This is a genomic window from Ralstonia sp. 22111, assembly GCF_052045895.1.
Classification (GTDB): domain Bacteria; phylum Pseudomonadota; class Gammaproteobacteria; order Burkholderiales; family Burkholderiaceae; genus Ralstonia; species Ralstonia wenshanensis.
Map to the genome: position 1 here is coordinate 420,800 of NZ_JBQEPR010000002.1, position 15,198 is coordinate 435,997.

Consider the following 15,198-nt stretch of genomic DNA (forward strand, 5'->3'; position numbering starts at 1 on the left):
TAGGCATGCGGGGTGACCATGTTTAAGCTCACACTCGGCGGCATCGCGGCCCAGATTGCGGCAGTGGCGATGGCACTGCATGCCGGCAACAGCCTTGCACTGCTGCTGTCGTGCCTGATGCTGCAGGGCACCGCCGCCGCGCTGATCGGCCTGGCTGCGTGGCGCTTGCTGCCGCGCCGCTATCGCGTGCCGTTCGTGTGGACGTATGGCTACCTGGCGGCGCTGTGCTTTTTCGTGCCGGTGGCGGGTGGCCTGCTGGTGCTCGGCAGCCTGCTGCTCGCCAAGCTGTTTCCCAAGCCCGAAGACGACAAGGACATCGCCGATGTTGGGCTGCCGGTGTTCGTGGCGCATTTGATTTCGCGCGTGACGCACGGCGGCGGGGCGCGGCTGCGCGCACAGCTCAGCAACGAGCGCGCGCCGGTGCAAAGCCGCATGACCGCGCTGGTGGCCATGCAGTCGATGCCCACGCGCACCGCCAGCCCCGTGCTGCGCGACCTGCTGGCCGACCCGGTGGACGATATCCGCCTGCTGGCCTACGGCATGCTCGACAACGCCGAGAAGGTGCTCACGCAAAAGATCCTGGCCGAGCTGCCGCGCCTGGAAGAAGCCGCCACGCCCGAAGCACGCTACGACATCAACAAGCGCCTGGCCGACCTGTACTGGGAGCTGATCTACCAGAACCTCGTGCAGGGCGACGTGTACCGCTACACCGCCGAGCAGGTCGAGCGCTACGCCAGCGCCGCGCTCGACATCCAGCCCGACAACGCCGCCCTGTGGTACATGCGCGGCCGGCTTGCCCTGTCGCGCCGCGAGCCCGATGTGGCCGAGTCCCACCTGCGCCGCGCCGAATCCCTCGGCTTCCCGCGCGACCGCCTGCTGCCGCCGCTGGCCGAAGCCTGCTACCTGCGCCGCGACTATGCCGGCGCGCGCGCGGCGCTGGCGCAGTTCTCCAGCCGGTCGCCGCTGCCGTTGCTGCGCCCGCTGTTGCGCTACTGGACATCATGAGCAACGACCAATTTCCTCGCGCCCAGTCCGCCGACGTCGCGCTGCTGCTCGAAGGGACCTTTCCCTACGTGAGCGGCGGGGTGTCGAGCTGGGTCAACCAGATGATCCGGGCGTTTCCGGACGTCCGCTTTGCCGTCGTCTTCATCGGCAGCCGCCGTGAGGATTACGGCAAGCCCGTCTACGCCATTCCCGACAACGTGGTGCACCTGGAGTGCCACTACCTGTACGACTTTCCACCGCCGCCACTGGTGCAGGCCAGTGGCGGCGATGCCGCAGCGTTCGAGCGCTCGCGCAAGCTGCACGACGCGCTGCGCAATCCGGCCAACAAGGAAGAGACCGCCGAGTTGGTCCGCGCCTCGATTGCCGACCTGCGCGACGACGGCCCGCTGGCCGAGGAGCAGTTCCTCTACAGCCACCGTGCGTGGGACATGATGACGGACTACTACCGGCGCTATTGCACCGACCCGTCGTTCACGGACTACTTCTGGACCGTGCGCATCATGCACAAGCCGCTGTGGCAGCTCGTGCGCATTGCTGAAAACCTCATCCCGGTGAAGGTGTTCCACACCGTCTCGACCGGCTATGCCGGTTTCCTGGGCGCGCTGCTGCGCTACAGGCGCGGGCGGCCGCTGCTGGTGTCCGAGCACGGCATCTACACCAAGGAACGCAAGATCGACCTGTTCCAGAGCCAGTGGATTCGTGACAACCGCAGCATCTTCGAGAAGGACATCGCGCAGATCAGCTACTTCCGCGACTTGTGGGTGCGCTTTTTCGAAACCATGGGCCGTGTTTGCTATGACGCGGCCGAAGACATCGTTGCGCTGTACGAAGGCAACCGGCAGCGGCAGGTGATTGACGGTGCGCCGGCCGAGAAGACGCGCAGCATCCCGAACGGGATCAACCTGCCGCGCCTGGCCGCGCTGCGCGAGAAGCGGCAGGCCAGCGTGCCGCGCGTGATGTGCCTGATCGGCCGGGTGGTGCCCATCAAGGACGTGAAGACGTTCATCCGCGCCATGCTGACCGTCACGCGCGAGATGCCCGACGCGGAAGGCTGGATTGCCGGCCCGGAAGACGAAGATCCGGAATACGCGCAGGAATGCCACAGCCTGGCCGAGAGCCTGGGCCTCGGAGACCGCATCAAGTTCCTGGGCTTCCAGAAGATCGACGACATCCTGCCGAAGGTGGGCGTGCTGGTGCTGAGTTCCATCAGCGAGGCGCTACCGCTGGTGGTGCTGGAAGGGTTTGCCGCGGGCGTGCCGTCCGTCACGACGGATGTGGGTTCGTGCCGGCAACTGCTGTTCGGCCTGGAAGGCGAAGACGCGGCTCTGGGCGCGGCCGGCGCCGTGGTGCGCATTGCCGACCCTGCCGCCCTGGCGGCCGAAGTGCTGACGCTGCTGCGCGATGAAACGCGCTGGCATGCGGCCCAGGCAGCCGGCATTGCCCGCGTCGAGCGCTACTACACGCAAGAGATGATGGTCGGCAGCTACCGCGAGCTGTACACGCGCCTGCAGACGTTGCCCGACCTGAGTACCGAGCACGGGGCCAAGGCGGCGTCTGCAGCTGCGGCGGCCTGCCCGCACCACGCCCAGCAGAACAGGCCACAGAACACGCCAGATAAGGGAGCCCGCTGATGGCCGGCATTGGTTTTGAGCTGCGAAAGATGCTCAAGCGCGACAGCCTGCTTGGGCTGCTGCGCGCCTATACCTACGCCGGCATCATCAGTTCCGGGCCGTGGATTCTCTCCATCGTCGGGATTCTGCTGATCGGTATCCTGAGCCTGCCGTTCGTGGTTCCCGGCTCGCTCATCACGCAGTTCCAGGTGTCGGTCACCTACCTGATCGCGGTCAGCCTGATCCTGACCGGGCCGCTGCAGCTTGCCTTCACGCGCTTTACGTCCGACCGCCTGTTCGAGAAGCGCGACGACCTGATCCTGCCCAACTACCACGCCGTGTCGCTCGTGATGACGCTGGTGGCGGGCGGGCTGGGGCTGCTCGTCATCGTGTTTGCGTTTCCGCAGCAGTCGGCCATTTACCGGCTGCTGATGCTGGCGGGCTTCGTGGTCATGGCCAACATCTGGATTGCCGTGATCTTCCTGTCGGGCATGAAGCAGTACAAGGCGATCGTGTGGATCTTCCTGGTCGGCTACACGCTCACCGTGCTGCTGGCGCTGCTGTTCAACCGGCACGGGCTGGAAGGGTTGCTGCTGGGGTTCGTGACGGGGCAGCTTTTCTTGCTGATCGGCATGGCCGCGCTCATCTACCGCAACTTCAGCGGGCGGCGCTTCCTGTCGTTCGAGGTGTTCGACAGGCGGTTTGCGTATCCGTCGCTCATGCTCATCGGGCTGCTCTACAACCTCGGCATCTGGCTCGACAAGTTCATGTTCTGGTATGCGCCGGGCACGGGGCAGCAGGTGATCGGGCCGCTGCATGCGTCGGTCATCTATGACATTCCGGTGTTCCTGGCTTACCTGGGCATCATCCCCGGCATGGCGGTGTTCCTGGTGCGCATCGAGACCGACTTTGTCGAGTACTACGACGCCTTCTATGACGCCGTGCGGGGCGGGGCATCGCTCGAGCACATCGAAGACATGCGCAACACGATGGTGCAGACCATTCGTGCCGGCCTGTACGAGATCGTGAAGATCCAGGCGATGGCCGCACTCGTCCTGTTTGCCGTGGGCGCTGCGGTGCTGCGGGCGCTGCAGATTTCCGAGCTGTACCTGCCGCTGCTGTATGTCGACACCATTGCCGCGAGCTTGCAGGTGGTGTTCCTGGGGGTGGTGAACATCTTCTTCTACCTGGACCGGCGCCGCGTGGTGCTGGCGCTGACGGCGGCGTTCGTGGCGCTCAATGGCGTGCTGACGTGGATTACGTTGCAGCTCGGGCCGGCCTGGTACGGATACGGATTTGCCGTGTCGCTGCTCTTGGTTGTGATGGCGAGCCTGGTGATCCTGGACCGGAAGCTGGATCGGCTGGAGTACGAGACGTTCATGTTGCAGTGAGGCTGGCCGACAGCCTCCGCTGCCGTCCGGAGCCTCGCCGACGACGCATCAACCTCCGCTCATGACCCTTCAAGCCTCGCGCACCGCGCTCCAAGCGCCAGCCGCGAGGCTTTTTGCTCCGCCATCGAGGCTCGGAGGCCGGCGTTCGGGGCTCTTTGCTCGGCGGATGGACCTCCGAGCTCGGCGTTCCGAGCTTTTTACTCGGCGGGTGGAGCTCCGAGCTCGGCGGTCGGAGCTTTTTACTCGACAGATGGGGCTCAGAGCTCGGCGGTCGGAGCTTTTTACTCGGCGAATGGAGCTTTGAGCTCGACAGCCCGAGCTTTTTGCTCGGCGGATGGGGCTCAGAGCTCGGCAGCCCGAGCTCTTTACTCGGGCGATGGGGCTCTGGACCCGGCGGTCGGCAACCGCACTCAGTGGCGTGGCTCAAACGCGAGTTTCAGCCCCAATCCGATCATGACGATCCCGCTTGTCCGGTGCATCCGTGCAAGGAAGCGCGGATTTTGCCGAAACCAGTTCGAGAGCAGCCCCGCGAATATCGCCACCGGACCTTTGACGAGAAATGTCAGGCACGCAAACGCAAGCCCCAGCATGAAGACGGAAAGCGTTGGATGTGCCGCATCGGCGGGAACGAACTGCGGCAGGAAGGCGAGATAGAACAGCGCGATCTTGGGATTCGACATGTTGGATAGCGCCCCTTGAGAGAACGCACGCACTGCCGATTGCGGCGCACCGTGGCTGTGCGCAAGCGCAAGCTCGCCCGATGAGCGGAACAGCGCGATGCCCAGATAGAGCAGGTAGAGCGCGCCGACCAGCTTCAGTGCGGTGAACACCCATTCGGATGCCTGGAGCAGGGCGCCCAAGCCAAGCGTGGCCAGCACGGTGTGCACCGTCAGCCCGACGCTGACACCCGCTGCGGTGACAAGGCCGGACCGTGTTCCGTGGGTGAGCGTGCGCGACATCACGAGCACCATATCTTGCCCTGGCGTCAGGATGATGAGCAGGGAGGTTGCCACGAACGGCAGCCATGACAGATGCGACATAAGCAGAACTCCTGAGTGAAATGGGCAGACGTTGAGCCGCGCATGTCTGCAACATGGCACCGCTTGCAGGCCGTCCGCGCCCTCAAAATTATGGGGACATCGCGGTAGAGATTGGCTGCATCTTTGGCTATTGTTGTCGGGAGAATTGGAGTAAATCTCTAAAAAACAGGTCATAACTAGCCAAATATGGAAGCCAAGCTTGATGCGATCGACAAGCGCATTCTCCGATCCCTGCAACGCGATTCGAACCAGACGAATGCCCAGCTCGCCGAGAAGGTCGGGCTCTCTGCAACGCCCTGCCTGCGCCGGGTTCATCTGCTGGAACAGCACGGTGTCATCGATGGCTACGTTGCACTGCTGAACCCCGCGGCCGTCGATCTGAAGTTCACGGCGTTTGTCAGAGTCACCCTGGAGCGCCAGGACAAGGCGACGGTCGAGCATTTCGCGCGCGAGATCGAGAAGGCGTCTGAGGTGCTCGAATGCCATTTGATGGCCGGCAGCTATGACTATCTGTTGCGTGTGATCGCCCGGGATCTCGATGACTATCAGCGCTTCCAGATGGAGACGCTGACGAAGATAAAAGGGGTGCGCAACGTGGAAACCGAGATCCCGCTCAAGCGCATCAAGCAGACGACGCACTTGCCGATCTAGACGCCGTGGATCTGCGCTCCTGTGCTCGAACCCATAGCCCTGCTAGGGAATGGTTTTGATGGCGTGGTGGCTGGCCGGCGACCGTCTCCAAATTGCGACGTGCCCGCCGAGCGGATGGGCTACCAGTAACGATGGTGCGTTTAAATCGGCCCGTTTGCTGGGAAACGCTGCTATGAAAACCTGATCGGCCGATTCAGCCTGCTTTGCGCAAACTTTCGCACTGATGCGGTGCGTTGGATTTGCAGCATCCATTCGATTCTGGCTGGGCGGGAACGGGGTCATGCTGCTAGGCGGATGAAAGGCCGGCCGAGAGAAGCTTCCCTTTGAACGGGGGTTCAATGAAGGCCACCACAGACAGCCGTTCTGTTCGCATGCGGGCTGACCTTAAGATCAGGGTCTTTCAAGGCGTCTATCCTTTACCCCGCGCCTCTTGATTGCCGCCTGTTCTCGACCAAGAATCGGCTGAATCGTCCTGTTGTGCCGTCGTCACCATTTTGATGAAACGTCCGTCGTTCTCTGCCCAGCTCACCATCCTTTGGGGGCTCGTTGCGATCATCCTTGCCACGCTTCTCGTGATCATCTGGGTGATGGTTCGCTCCGCAGCAGACCATCACGTGGCAAATGCAAAGCTGCAGGCCGCGACAGCGTGTGATGCCGTCGCGTCGCGCTATCGCCAATCGATACTGCCGACCGACGCCGTTGCCAGTGCCGACCTGATGCGCGGCATCCTCGACGTTGTGCTTGCCTCCGCGCCGGGCGTGGAGGGCGGCTTCTGGTCAGCGCACGCGGGCTCAAGCCCGAATGGCTTTGTCGCCTACTCGTTCCCGACCTACCAGGGCAGCGGTATCAAGCGGGACGTTCCCGAGGCAGAAATCCCGCTGATCCTCCGCGCATTACAGGCCAGCCTTCAGGGCCAGCAGCCTGCAACGGACGCTGTTGTGAATCGGCACGATGCCGTGGTCGTTGCCGCCTGCCCGGTACAGGGCCAACAAGGCGTGCTTGTCTGGACCATGACGCGAGCCCAGCCCGCGCTTGGGCAATACGGCAGAGATCTGGTGACCGGCCTTGCCATCGTACTGACCGGGATCCTGGTGATTGCGGTGGCCTTCGGGGTTGTCCTGCGTCGGTGGAAGCGCCAACTGGGGCAACTGGAAAGGGCGTTGCCGCCCCGCGGTGATGCCGCCCGCCTGCCACTGGTGGGTGAACCGGATCTGGATCGCATCGTCGAGGCCTTCAATGGGTACGTAGCGCGGGCAGAGGCGCTGCAGCACGAGACGGCCAGACTTGGGCAACGGCTGGCGCAGGCTGAGCGGTTCAGCGTGCTGGGCAAGCTGGCGGCGCAGGTCGCGCACGAGATACGCAACCCGACCGGGGCCATGCGGCTCAAGGCTGAGAATGCGCTTGCGGGTGACAGCAAGCGCCAGCAGGAAGCGCTTCGGGTCATCCTCGAACAAATCGGCAGGATCGAAGCGCAGTTGACGAGCCTGCTTGCGCTGACGCAGCCCGTCCGCCTTCATGTGCAAGACGCCGATGTGGTGCAGTGGATGGACAACGTGGTCGGGTCGCATCAGGAGCTTGCCCAGCAAAGGCGCGTGCGCCTGGTTTCAACGTGCGACGTTCGGGCGGACGGCGACGATGCGCCAAACCGGCCGGCCCGGTTCGATCAGGAACAAATGCGCCGCGCGCTCGACAACCTGCTCATCAATGCCATCCGGCATGCAGGCGATGGTGGCGAGGTAACGGCGCTTGCTACACGCACCCTTGTTGGCAGCCGCGCTTATCTCAGGCTTACCGTATCGGATACCGGCCCCGGTGTGCCGCCTGAACAGCGCGCGCACATCTTCGAGCCCTTTGTGACTGGCCGCGTCGAGGGTTCCGGACTCGGCCTCGCCGTGGTCAGCGAGGTTGCGGCTGCCCATGGGGGCCGGGCGTGGCTGGACGAAACCGCGGATACCACCTCATTCGTAATGGAAGTGCCATGGCAACCATCCTCATAGTCGATGACGACGATGCGTTTCGAGAGGGCTTGGCCGAAACCCTGACCGATCTCGGACACCGCGTGGTCGAAGCCGCATCGGGACAGGCCGCATTGCAGATGCTTGGCGACGGGCAGCCCGCCGATTGCGTGTTCCTCGATTTCCGTCTGCCCGATCTGAATGGCCTGGACGTGCTTGAGCGCTTGCGCGAAGAACCGGCGCTGAAAGCCATTCCGGTCGTCATGCTCACGGCATACGCCAGTTGCGACAACACCATCGGCGCCATGCGCCTGGGTGCCTTCGAGCATCTGACGAAACCGGTTGGGCGTCGCGACATTGCGGTGCTGCTGGAGCGTGTCTTCTCGGCCAACCAGCCGCGCACCTTGTCTTCTGATGCCGGCACGCCGTTTTTTGACGAGTCCGAGACTGACCGGCCTCAGTTGCTGGGTATCAGCGCTGCCATGCGCACGGTACAGAAGCAACTGGGCCGGGCCGCCATGACTGACTCCACCGTGCTCATCACCGGCGAGACTGGAACGGGCAAGGAGGTGGCGGCGCGGGTGCTGCACGCCTCGTCAAATCGGCGGGCCGGGCCGTTCGTTGCCGTCAACTGCGCTGCCATACCGCATGACCTGCTTGAGAGCGAGCTGTTCGGGCATCGCAAGGGTGCATTCACGGGTGCCACCACCGACCGCGTCGGAAGGGTCGTTGCGGCCAACGGCGGTACGTTGCTGCTCGACGAAGTGGGTGACATGCCCACCGCAATGCAGGCCAAGCTCCTGCGCACGCTGCAGGAGCGTCACGTAACGCCGCTGGGCACGAACCGGTCCATGCAGATCGACGTGCGGGTGGTGGCTGCTACGCACCGTGATCTCGACGCCATGGTGGCGGCGGGACAGTTCCGTCAGGACCTGCACTATCGGCTCAATGTCGTGGCGCTGCATTTGCCGCCCCTGCGCGAGCGCGTGGCCGATATCGTCCCGCTGGCTGAATATTTTCTGGCTTCGGCCGTGCGCGCGACGGGGCGCCCGATGCATCTTTGCGCTGAGGTGCAGCGCATGCTGGTCGAGCACGCATGGCACGGTAACGTGCGTGAGCTGAAGAACGCCATGGAGCGCGTCTGTTCGCTGGCACCCGGGCCCACCATCACCGCCGATGATCTATCGTTTTTGCGCAGGCCCACTGCGGCGCAGGAGCGGACGGTGCCATCCGAGCTTATCGAACTCCCACTCGCCGAAGCCGTTGAACGCGTCGAGCGCGCCGTCATCACCCGTGCGCTCGCGCAGGCGAATGGCAACCGAGCCGATGCTGCGCGCCGGCTTGGCATCAGCCGGCAGTCTCTCTACACAAAGATGGCGGCGCTCGGGTTGAGTTAAGCCGTCAAGAAATCAGACACCTGGTGTCCACCAAGCGGACATCTCCGGGCGGTATGCCCGCACCGGGGCCTTGTCGCATCAAGGTTTCCAGGATGGCATAGCGCTTGCAATTCACTCCACGCCCTGCGATGGGAGTGAACCATGCCGCGCACCGAGCCCATCTTTGCAGCACGACATACCGCGCATCCACCCGAGCGTGCTTCGCGACGCGTCTGCTGTGCCGTGCCCGTCGGCCTTGCCCCTCCCATAGCACCTGTCTTGTGGAGGCAGGCGTAGCCAATACGACACCGTTCTATCCCCAATCGCTTCCGGTGTGGCCTGCAGCACGGCGCAAGTTCATGGCCGTTTTCCGACGTCACTTTGAGAGAAGCACGACTGATGCATCCGATTGACCCAGCACGCCCGGCAGAAGCACAAGGCACTGTCACGCAATTCCTGATGAACGAACACGGCGACCTGGACGGCTTCATTCTCGACAAAATCTGGCAGGTGTATTTTTCACCGCGCATGTCGGCAAGCGTTGCGGCGCATGTGACGCAAGGCGACACCGTGCGCGTGCAAGGCGCCGCGCCACTCAGGACCGACGTCATGTCGGTGTTTGCGATTGAAGCCGAAGACGGCGAGACCATCGTCGATATGGGACCCGGGCGCAATCGGAGTCACGGTAGCGAGCGGGACGTGCAAAAGGTGCCGGTTGATTTGATCGGCACGGTGGTGCTGCCGCTCTATGGCCCCAAGGGCGAGCCATGCGGTGTGCTGTTGGGGGGCGGCACTTCGCTGCGCATGGCAGTGCGCGCCGCGCAGGAACTGGCGAGGTATCTCGCGCCTGGCACACGCGTGCATGCGTGGGGAGAGCTCGTCTCGAGCGAGTTGGCCAGCACGCTCGATGTGGCCACCATAGCGTTGGCCAGCGATGGCGTTGGGCACCCGTCTGCGCGGGCTGGCCGGGAGAACGCTGCTCGATGACGATGCACGCCTTCACAGCCGGAGCCAAGACCAAGCCAGAGCCGCACGCCAGCCGCACACCGTCCGCACGCAGCCTTCGGGGCCTTGACGCGCTCAGCTTCCTGATGGCCGATGTCCGGGACGGCGTCGGACCTTTTCTTGCGGTATTCCTGAAGGGGACGCAGCACTGGTCTTCGGCGGATATCGGTCTTGTCGTCGGTGCAAGCGGGCTCGCCGGCGCGATCGCCCAGATACCAGCGGGCATGCTGGTAGACACCGTTCGGGCCAAGCGTGCCGTGATTGCCATTTCGGCCGGTGTAATCGGCCTGGGTTGCATGCTGATCGCATGGTCGCCCACGTGGGCCGTCATCTTTTGCACGCAGATTGCACTGGCGCTCGTCTCGGCGGTCATCGGGCCGTGCCTTGCCTCGTTGAGCCTGGGGATCGTCGGGCACCGCCGGCTGCCTGCGCGCGTGAGCCGCAACGAGGTCTTCAATCACGCCGGCAATTTCAGCGGCGCGATCCTGGCCGCAAGCGTCACGCACTACGCGGGCACGCTGTGGCTCTTCTACATCGTCTGCGCCTTCTCTGTGGCAAGCGCGTTTGCGGCGGCGCTCATACGGCCAGCCGACGTTGATTATGAAATCGCACGCGGCGGTGAAATGCTGCACGCGGAAAGCAGGGCCGGGAAACCGCAGCCGATCCTGGATGTGTTCAAACGGCGCGATCTGCTGGCGCTGCTCGCCACAGTCGTACTGTTCCATTTTGGCAATGCAGCCATGCTGCCGCTTGCAGGGCAAATGATCGCCGTAGAAGCGCCGCACAAGGGCGTGCAGTGGCTCGGCGCATGCGTGATTGCGGCACAGCTCGTGATGGTCGTGGTGGCGGCAGCTGTCGGACGCGCAATCAAAGCCGGTGTCGGACGGAAGAAGCTGTTTCTCATCGCGCTGGTGGTGTTGCCAGTGCGGGGCGTTCTGTTTGCACTGACGAGCAGCCCATACGCCGTCATAGCGATCCAGCTTCTGGATGGCGTGAGTGCCGGCATTTTCGGCGTTGTGATCACGGTCATGCTGTCCGACATGATGCGCGGCACAGGGCGCTTCAACTTTGCGCAAGGCACCGTTTCGCTGGTCGTGGGCATTGGCGCAGCACTCAGCAATCTCACCGGCGGCCTGCTGGTCGACCGCTTTGGCTTTGCCGCGGCGTTCCTCGCACTCTCAATCGTGGCCGGTGCGGCCATCTTCGTCTTTGCGGTCTTCATGCCTGAGCGTTCATCGGGCGAAGAGGCCGCGCAAGTCGCGCACTCGGGCGCGTGATTCTGCAGTGAAACCAGGAGCGAAACGGCAGCACAACGCAAGGCAGTGCAATGCAATTTGAACGGCACGAGCCGTACCGTGATTTGAATAAAACGTCTTCAGAGAAAGACTTGTTATCTGGAAAAGGGGAGCAGCATGAAGGTCAAGACACAACTATTTTCCGCGTTCGCGGCACTCGCAGCTCTGGTGGCAATCATGGCTGGCATGGCGTGCTATCAGTTGAACGCACTGAGCACGAAATTCGGGAATTTTGAAACCGGGCTTTACCTACGGTCGAAGCTGGTGGCCGAGGTGCAGGTGGATGTCGAGCAGCGGGCCGTGGCCGCCCGCAACCTCGTGCTGGCAGACACCGAAGCGGGCCGGCGTGATGCGGCTGAGGCGGTTGCCAAGGCCCATGCTGGCGTGCAGGCACATCTCACACGCCTTGAAGACGAAACCCGGAACGGACCGGATTCATCTGACGAGGCTCGCGCGTTGGTAGGTGCCATCCGTGCGGTGGAAAACAAGTACGGTCCCGTCGCGCTTGAGATCACAAGGTTGGCGCAGACGGGCCACCGCGACGATGCGATCCAGATGATCAACCGGGACTGCATCCCGCTGCTGCACGCGCTGGATAAGGCGGTGGAAGCGTACAACGCATTCGTCTCCACTCGCTCTGCTGCTGCAGTGGAGTCGGCACAGGCGTATGCGACCACAGCCATGTGGATAGCCGTGGCGGCAGGGTTGTTTGCGTTTGCGGCAGCCGGTGTGCTGGGTATTGCCATTGCACGCAGTGTGTTGGGCGCACTCGGGGCGGAGCCCTCAAGTCTGGCAGCCATTGCCACCCGCATTGCCGCCGGCGATTTCCGCGAACAGGACGCGTTCAGGATCGCGCCCAGTGGCAGCGTGCTGTCTTCAATGAAACAGATCTGCCAGGGCCTGGGGGTGCTCATCGGCCGTGTGGGCGATGTGGCGCAGTCGGTTTCTGCCGGCTCCAGCCAGATCGCCAGTGGCAACGTTGATTTGTCGAGCCGCACGGAAGAACAGGCCTCTGCACTGGAAGAGGTGGCCTCCAGCGTGGAAGAGCTGACGACGACAGTGCAGCAGAACGCCGCCAATGCGCGAGAGGCTGCCACGCTGGCGGTCAATGCCTCTGACGTTGCCGAACAAGGCAGCGACGAGGTGGACAACATGGTCCAGACCATGGGCAAGATCAGCGCGGGCTCGGTGCGCATCAACGAGATCACCGCGCTTATCGAGGGGATCGCGTTCCAGACGAACATCCTCGCGCTCAACGCAGCGGTGGAGGCCGCGCGTGCCGGTGAGCAGGGGCGCGGCTTTGCGGTGGTTGCCAGCGAAGTGCGCACGCTTGCGCAGCGGTCGTCTTCTGCGGCCAAGGACATCAAGGGGTTGATCGAATCGTCGCTTGAGCATGTGCGCGAAGGTGACGTTGCCGTGGGGCGTGCGGGGCAAACCATGCGATCCGTGACCACTGCCGTGGCTAACGTCACGCGGCTGATCGAGGACATTGCATCTGCCAGCGCCGAGCAGAGCCAGGGTATTGCCCAGATCCACACGGCCGTCTCTGAAATGGACCAGATGACGCAGCGCAATGCAGCGCTGGTGGAAGAGGCGGCAGCCGCATCGCAGGCACTGGAAGAGCAAGGCAGCCTGCTTGCGGAGTCCGTGAAGCATTTTCAGGTTGCCTAGAACACGCAGGCGCGAAGCGCGCTCGTGTTGCGCCGTGCTTTGAGGGCTGGCCTGAATGGTGACCGTATGAAATGGAGCTGACGGCATGGTGGCAGGCGACACGCACAGAACTGACGAGGAAGGTCGAGAAGAGTTGCACGAAGACGATCGCTCTGACGGTACCCCGCTGGCCCAGATTCTGATGGGCGTTCTTGCCGTCGCCGTCTTTGCCGCCGTGATGTTCGATGTGATGAATGCGGACGGTTATCTGGCGGCCTGGTACACGGATGTCACGGGCTACAAATGGCCGTGGTCAGGCCGATGCCTGCTCTTGCCGTGCTAGCACCGCCAGGCCATTTGGCACCGTACACGGTGCGAGGGGCGGCCCGTACGCTCAGGGCAGCGATATTGGGGCGTCGACAAGATAGAGAAAGGAGGAAATGATGCGGGGATGGCGGATTCAACACTTCTATGGCTGTGCGATACACGTGCTGGTTGTGCCGGGCAGTAGAGGGCGGCTCGGTTATTCATACACCGGCTTCGTCTGCACACGCGAGAATGAGGCAATGATCTATCCGAGCCTGGAGCGTTTTCATAACGCCTCGGCGGAGTTCGATTCAGCCGATGCTGCCGTTGCGGCGGCGGTGGGGCAAGGAAAAGCCATTGCTGCACGCTTGCTTGCCTTGCGCGGAGAGGAAAACGCTCCGTGTTTCACGGCCAGTATGCTGGCGCGTCCTGCCTTCCCGCGTGAGGAGCCACGCTAACGGGTGATCGCCGGGCACCCAAACCAAAGACCAACCCATAGCCCCACAACATCCCCCCCAACAACTCCGCATTTGCCGAACCACCGCCGGCCTCCTTAAGCTGCACCCGACATTCCAAAACGTGCAGCTTCTTCATGCAAATAGCAGTAGTCGGCGCCGGCATCATTGGCATCAGCACGGCCTATGCGCTGGCCCAGGAAGGCCATCAGGTCACCCTGGTCGAGCGCCATCCGGGCCCGGGCGAGGGCACCAGTTACGCCAACGGCGGCCAGTTGAGCTACAGCTATGTGGCGCCGCTGGCCGGCCCCGGCGTGCTTTCGCATGTGCCGGGCTGGCTGCTGCGCCGTGATTCGCCGCTGCGCCTGAAGCCGTCTCTGGACCCGGCGTTGCTGCGCTGGGGGCTGCGCTTTATCGCGGCCTGCAATCGCGACCGTGCCGATCGCACCACGCGCGAGCTGCTCGCGTTGTCGTTCTACAGCCGCGCCCGCATGGAAGCGCTGCGGGAGGCGCTGCCGGATCTGGCGTTTAGCTTTGCGCGTCGCGGCAAGCTGGTGGTGCACCGCGAGGCTGCGGCATTTGAATCTGCCCGCGCGCAGGTCGGCTATCAGGCCACGCTCGGTTGCGAGCAGCGTGCGTTGTCCGCCGATGAGGCTGTCGCCCACGAGCCCGCGCTTGCCGGCGTACGTGACCAGATCGTCGGCGCCATCTATACGCCCGACGAAGACGTGGCGGATTGCCATCAACTCTGCGTTGGCTTGTTCAACAGGTTGCGCGCGATGCCGAACGTGACGTTGCGCTTCAACACCGGCGTGGATGCGTTGTGGACAGAAGGCCGCCATGTGCGTGGTCTCAAATTGGCCGATGGCGAACAGGTTGCCGCCGATGCGGTGGTGATGGCAGCGGGCGTGACCAGCGCCAGGCTGCTCAGCCCGCTGCGTATCGACGCGGGCCTGTATCCGCTGAAGGGTTACAGCATCAGCCTGCCGCTAGGGGAGGGCGATGTTGCCCCGGTGATCAGCGTGACGGATGCTGCGCGCAAAATCGTCTATGCCCGCATCGGACAGACGCTGCGTGTGGCGGGCATGGCTGACTTGGTGGGCTGGTCAACGGCGCTGGATACGCGCCGTGCGCAGACGCTGTATGACGAAACGCGCGCGCTGTTTCCGGGTGCCATGCGCGCCAATGACGCGGGTGCCGATGCTGCCCCCTGGGCCGGCATGCGGCCCGCAACGCCAACAGGCGTGCCGGTGGTGGGCCCATCGCCGGTGCAAGGGTTGTGGTTGAACGTGGGCCACGGCGCGCTGGGCTTTACGCTGGCGCTGGGAAGTGCAGGCTTGTTGGCCGATCTGATTGCGGGCCGCAAGCCCGCGATTTCCCCAGTGCCGTACGCGCTTGCCGCGTGACACAAGAACGAGATTCAAAAGACCGAGCGCGCAGGCCCGATGATGCGTATCTG

Annotated in this window: 13 protein-coding genes; 12 read left to right on the forward strand and 1 reads right to left on the reverse strand. The window is 63.6% G+C overall.

Features of this window, described 5'->3' with window-relative positions:
• Positions 1-18 precede the first annotated feature (18 nt).
• From ACTJK4_RS08240 to pelG, 3 genes are read left to right on the forward strand one after another with little or no spacing between them, the layout of a single operon-like run.
• A complete protein-coding gene (locus ACTJK4_RS08240) occupies positions 19-1,005 on the forward strand; it encodes a tetratricopeptide repeat protein (RefSeq protein WP_440817395.1) in 987 nt (328 codons plus the stop codon).
• Positions 1,002-2,636, forward strand: coding sequence for a GT4 family glycosyltransferase PelF (gene pelF, locus ACTJK4_RS08245; protein WP_440817398.1), 1,635 nt, complete (start codon positions 1,002-1,004; stop codon positions 2,634-2,636). The genes ACTJK4_RS08240 and pelF overlap by 4 nt, the downstream gene beginning before the upstream one ends.
• Entirely contained in the window at positions 2,636-4,006 is a 1,371-nt protein-coding gene (gene pelG, locus ACTJK4_RS08250; RefSeq protein WP_232040671.1) for an exopolysaccharide Pel transporter PelG, read from the forward strand. Before pelF ends, pelG begins: the two co-directional genes overlap by 1 nt.
• A gap of 410 nt (positions 4,007-4,416) precedes the next feature.
• On the opposite strand, the gene ACTJK4_RS08255 is transcribed toward pelG, so the two are convergent.
• Positions 4,417-5,046: a LysE family translocator gene (locus tag ACTJK4_RS08255; RefSeq protein ID WP_316878895.1), complete on the reverse strand. Its 630-nt coding sequence runs from the start codon at positions 5,044-5,046 to the stop codon at positions 4,417-4,419.
• 186 nt (positions 5,047-5,232) lie between these two features.
• On the opposite strand from ACTJK4_RS08255, the gene ACTJK4_RS08260 reads away from it, so the two are divergent.
• From ACTJK4_RS08260 to ACTJK4_RS08300, 9 genes are all read left to right on the forward strand, one after another.
• Complete coding sequence (locus tag ACTJK4_RS08260; protein ID WP_232040669.1) at positions 5,233-5,697, forward strand: Lrp/AsnC family transcriptional regulator; 465 nt, start codon at positions 5,233-5,235, stop codon at positions 5,695-5,697.
• A 497-nt stretch (positions 5,698-6,194) separates the two neighbouring features.
• A complete protein-coding gene (locus tag ACTJK4_RS08265; RefSeq protein ID WP_440817614.1) occupies positions 6,195-7,694 on the forward strand; it encodes a sensor histidine kinase in 1,500 nt (499 codons plus the stop codon).
• Positions 7,676-9,049, forward strand: coding sequence for a sigma-54-dependent transcriptional regulator (locus ACTJK4_RS08270; protein WP_440817402.1), 1,374 nt, complete (start codon positions 7,676-7,678; stop codon positions 9,047-9,049). The genes ACTJK4_RS08265 and ACTJK4_RS08270 overlap by 19 nt, the downstream gene beginning before the upstream one ends.
• Positions 9,050-9,427: 378 nt before the next feature.
• The gene (locus ACTJK4_RS08275; RefSeq protein WP_414560880.1) at positions 9,428-10,015 is read left to right on the forward strand and encodes a hypothetical protein; all 588 of its coding nucleotides are present in this window, start codon (positions 9,428-9,430) and stop codon (positions 10,013-10,015) included.
• On the forward strand, positions 10,012-11,310 hold the full coding sequence (locus ACTJK4_RS08280) for an MFS transporter (RefSeq protein ID WP_440817404.1): 1,299 nt from the start codon (positions 10,012-10,014) through the stop codon (positions 11,308-11,310). Before ACTJK4_RS08275 ends, ACTJK4_RS08280 begins: the two co-directional genes overlap by 4 nt.
• A 135-nt stretch (positions 11,311-11,445) precedes the next feature.
• Positions 11,446-12,999: a methyl-accepting chemotaxis protein gene (locus ACTJK4_RS08285; RefSeq protein WP_440817406.1), complete on the forward strand. Its 1,554-nt coding sequence runs from the start codon at positions 11,446-11,448 to the stop codon at positions 12,997-12,999.
• A gap of 85 nt (positions 13,000-13,084) precedes the next feature.
• Positions 13,085-13,321, forward strand: coding sequence for a hypothetical protein (locus ACTJK4_RS08290; protein WP_322017359.1), 237 nt, complete (start codon positions 13,085-13,087; stop codon positions 13,319-13,321).
• 223 nt (positions 13,322-13,544) lie between these two features.
• On the forward strand, positions 13,545-13,742 hold the full coding sequence (locus tag ACTJK4_RS08295) for a hypothetical protein (protein WP_414560877.1): 198 nt from the start codon (positions 13,545-13,547) through the stop codon (positions 13,740-13,742).
• A gap of 134 nt (positions 13,743-13,876) precedes the next feature.
• Positions 13,877-15,145: a D-amino acid dehydrogenase gene (locus tag ACTJK4_RS08300; RefSeq protein ID WP_440817411.1), complete on the forward strand. Its 1,269-nt coding sequence runs from the start codon at positions 13,877-13,879 to the stop codon at positions 15,143-15,145.
• Positions 15,146-15,198 lie beyond the last annotated feature (53 nt).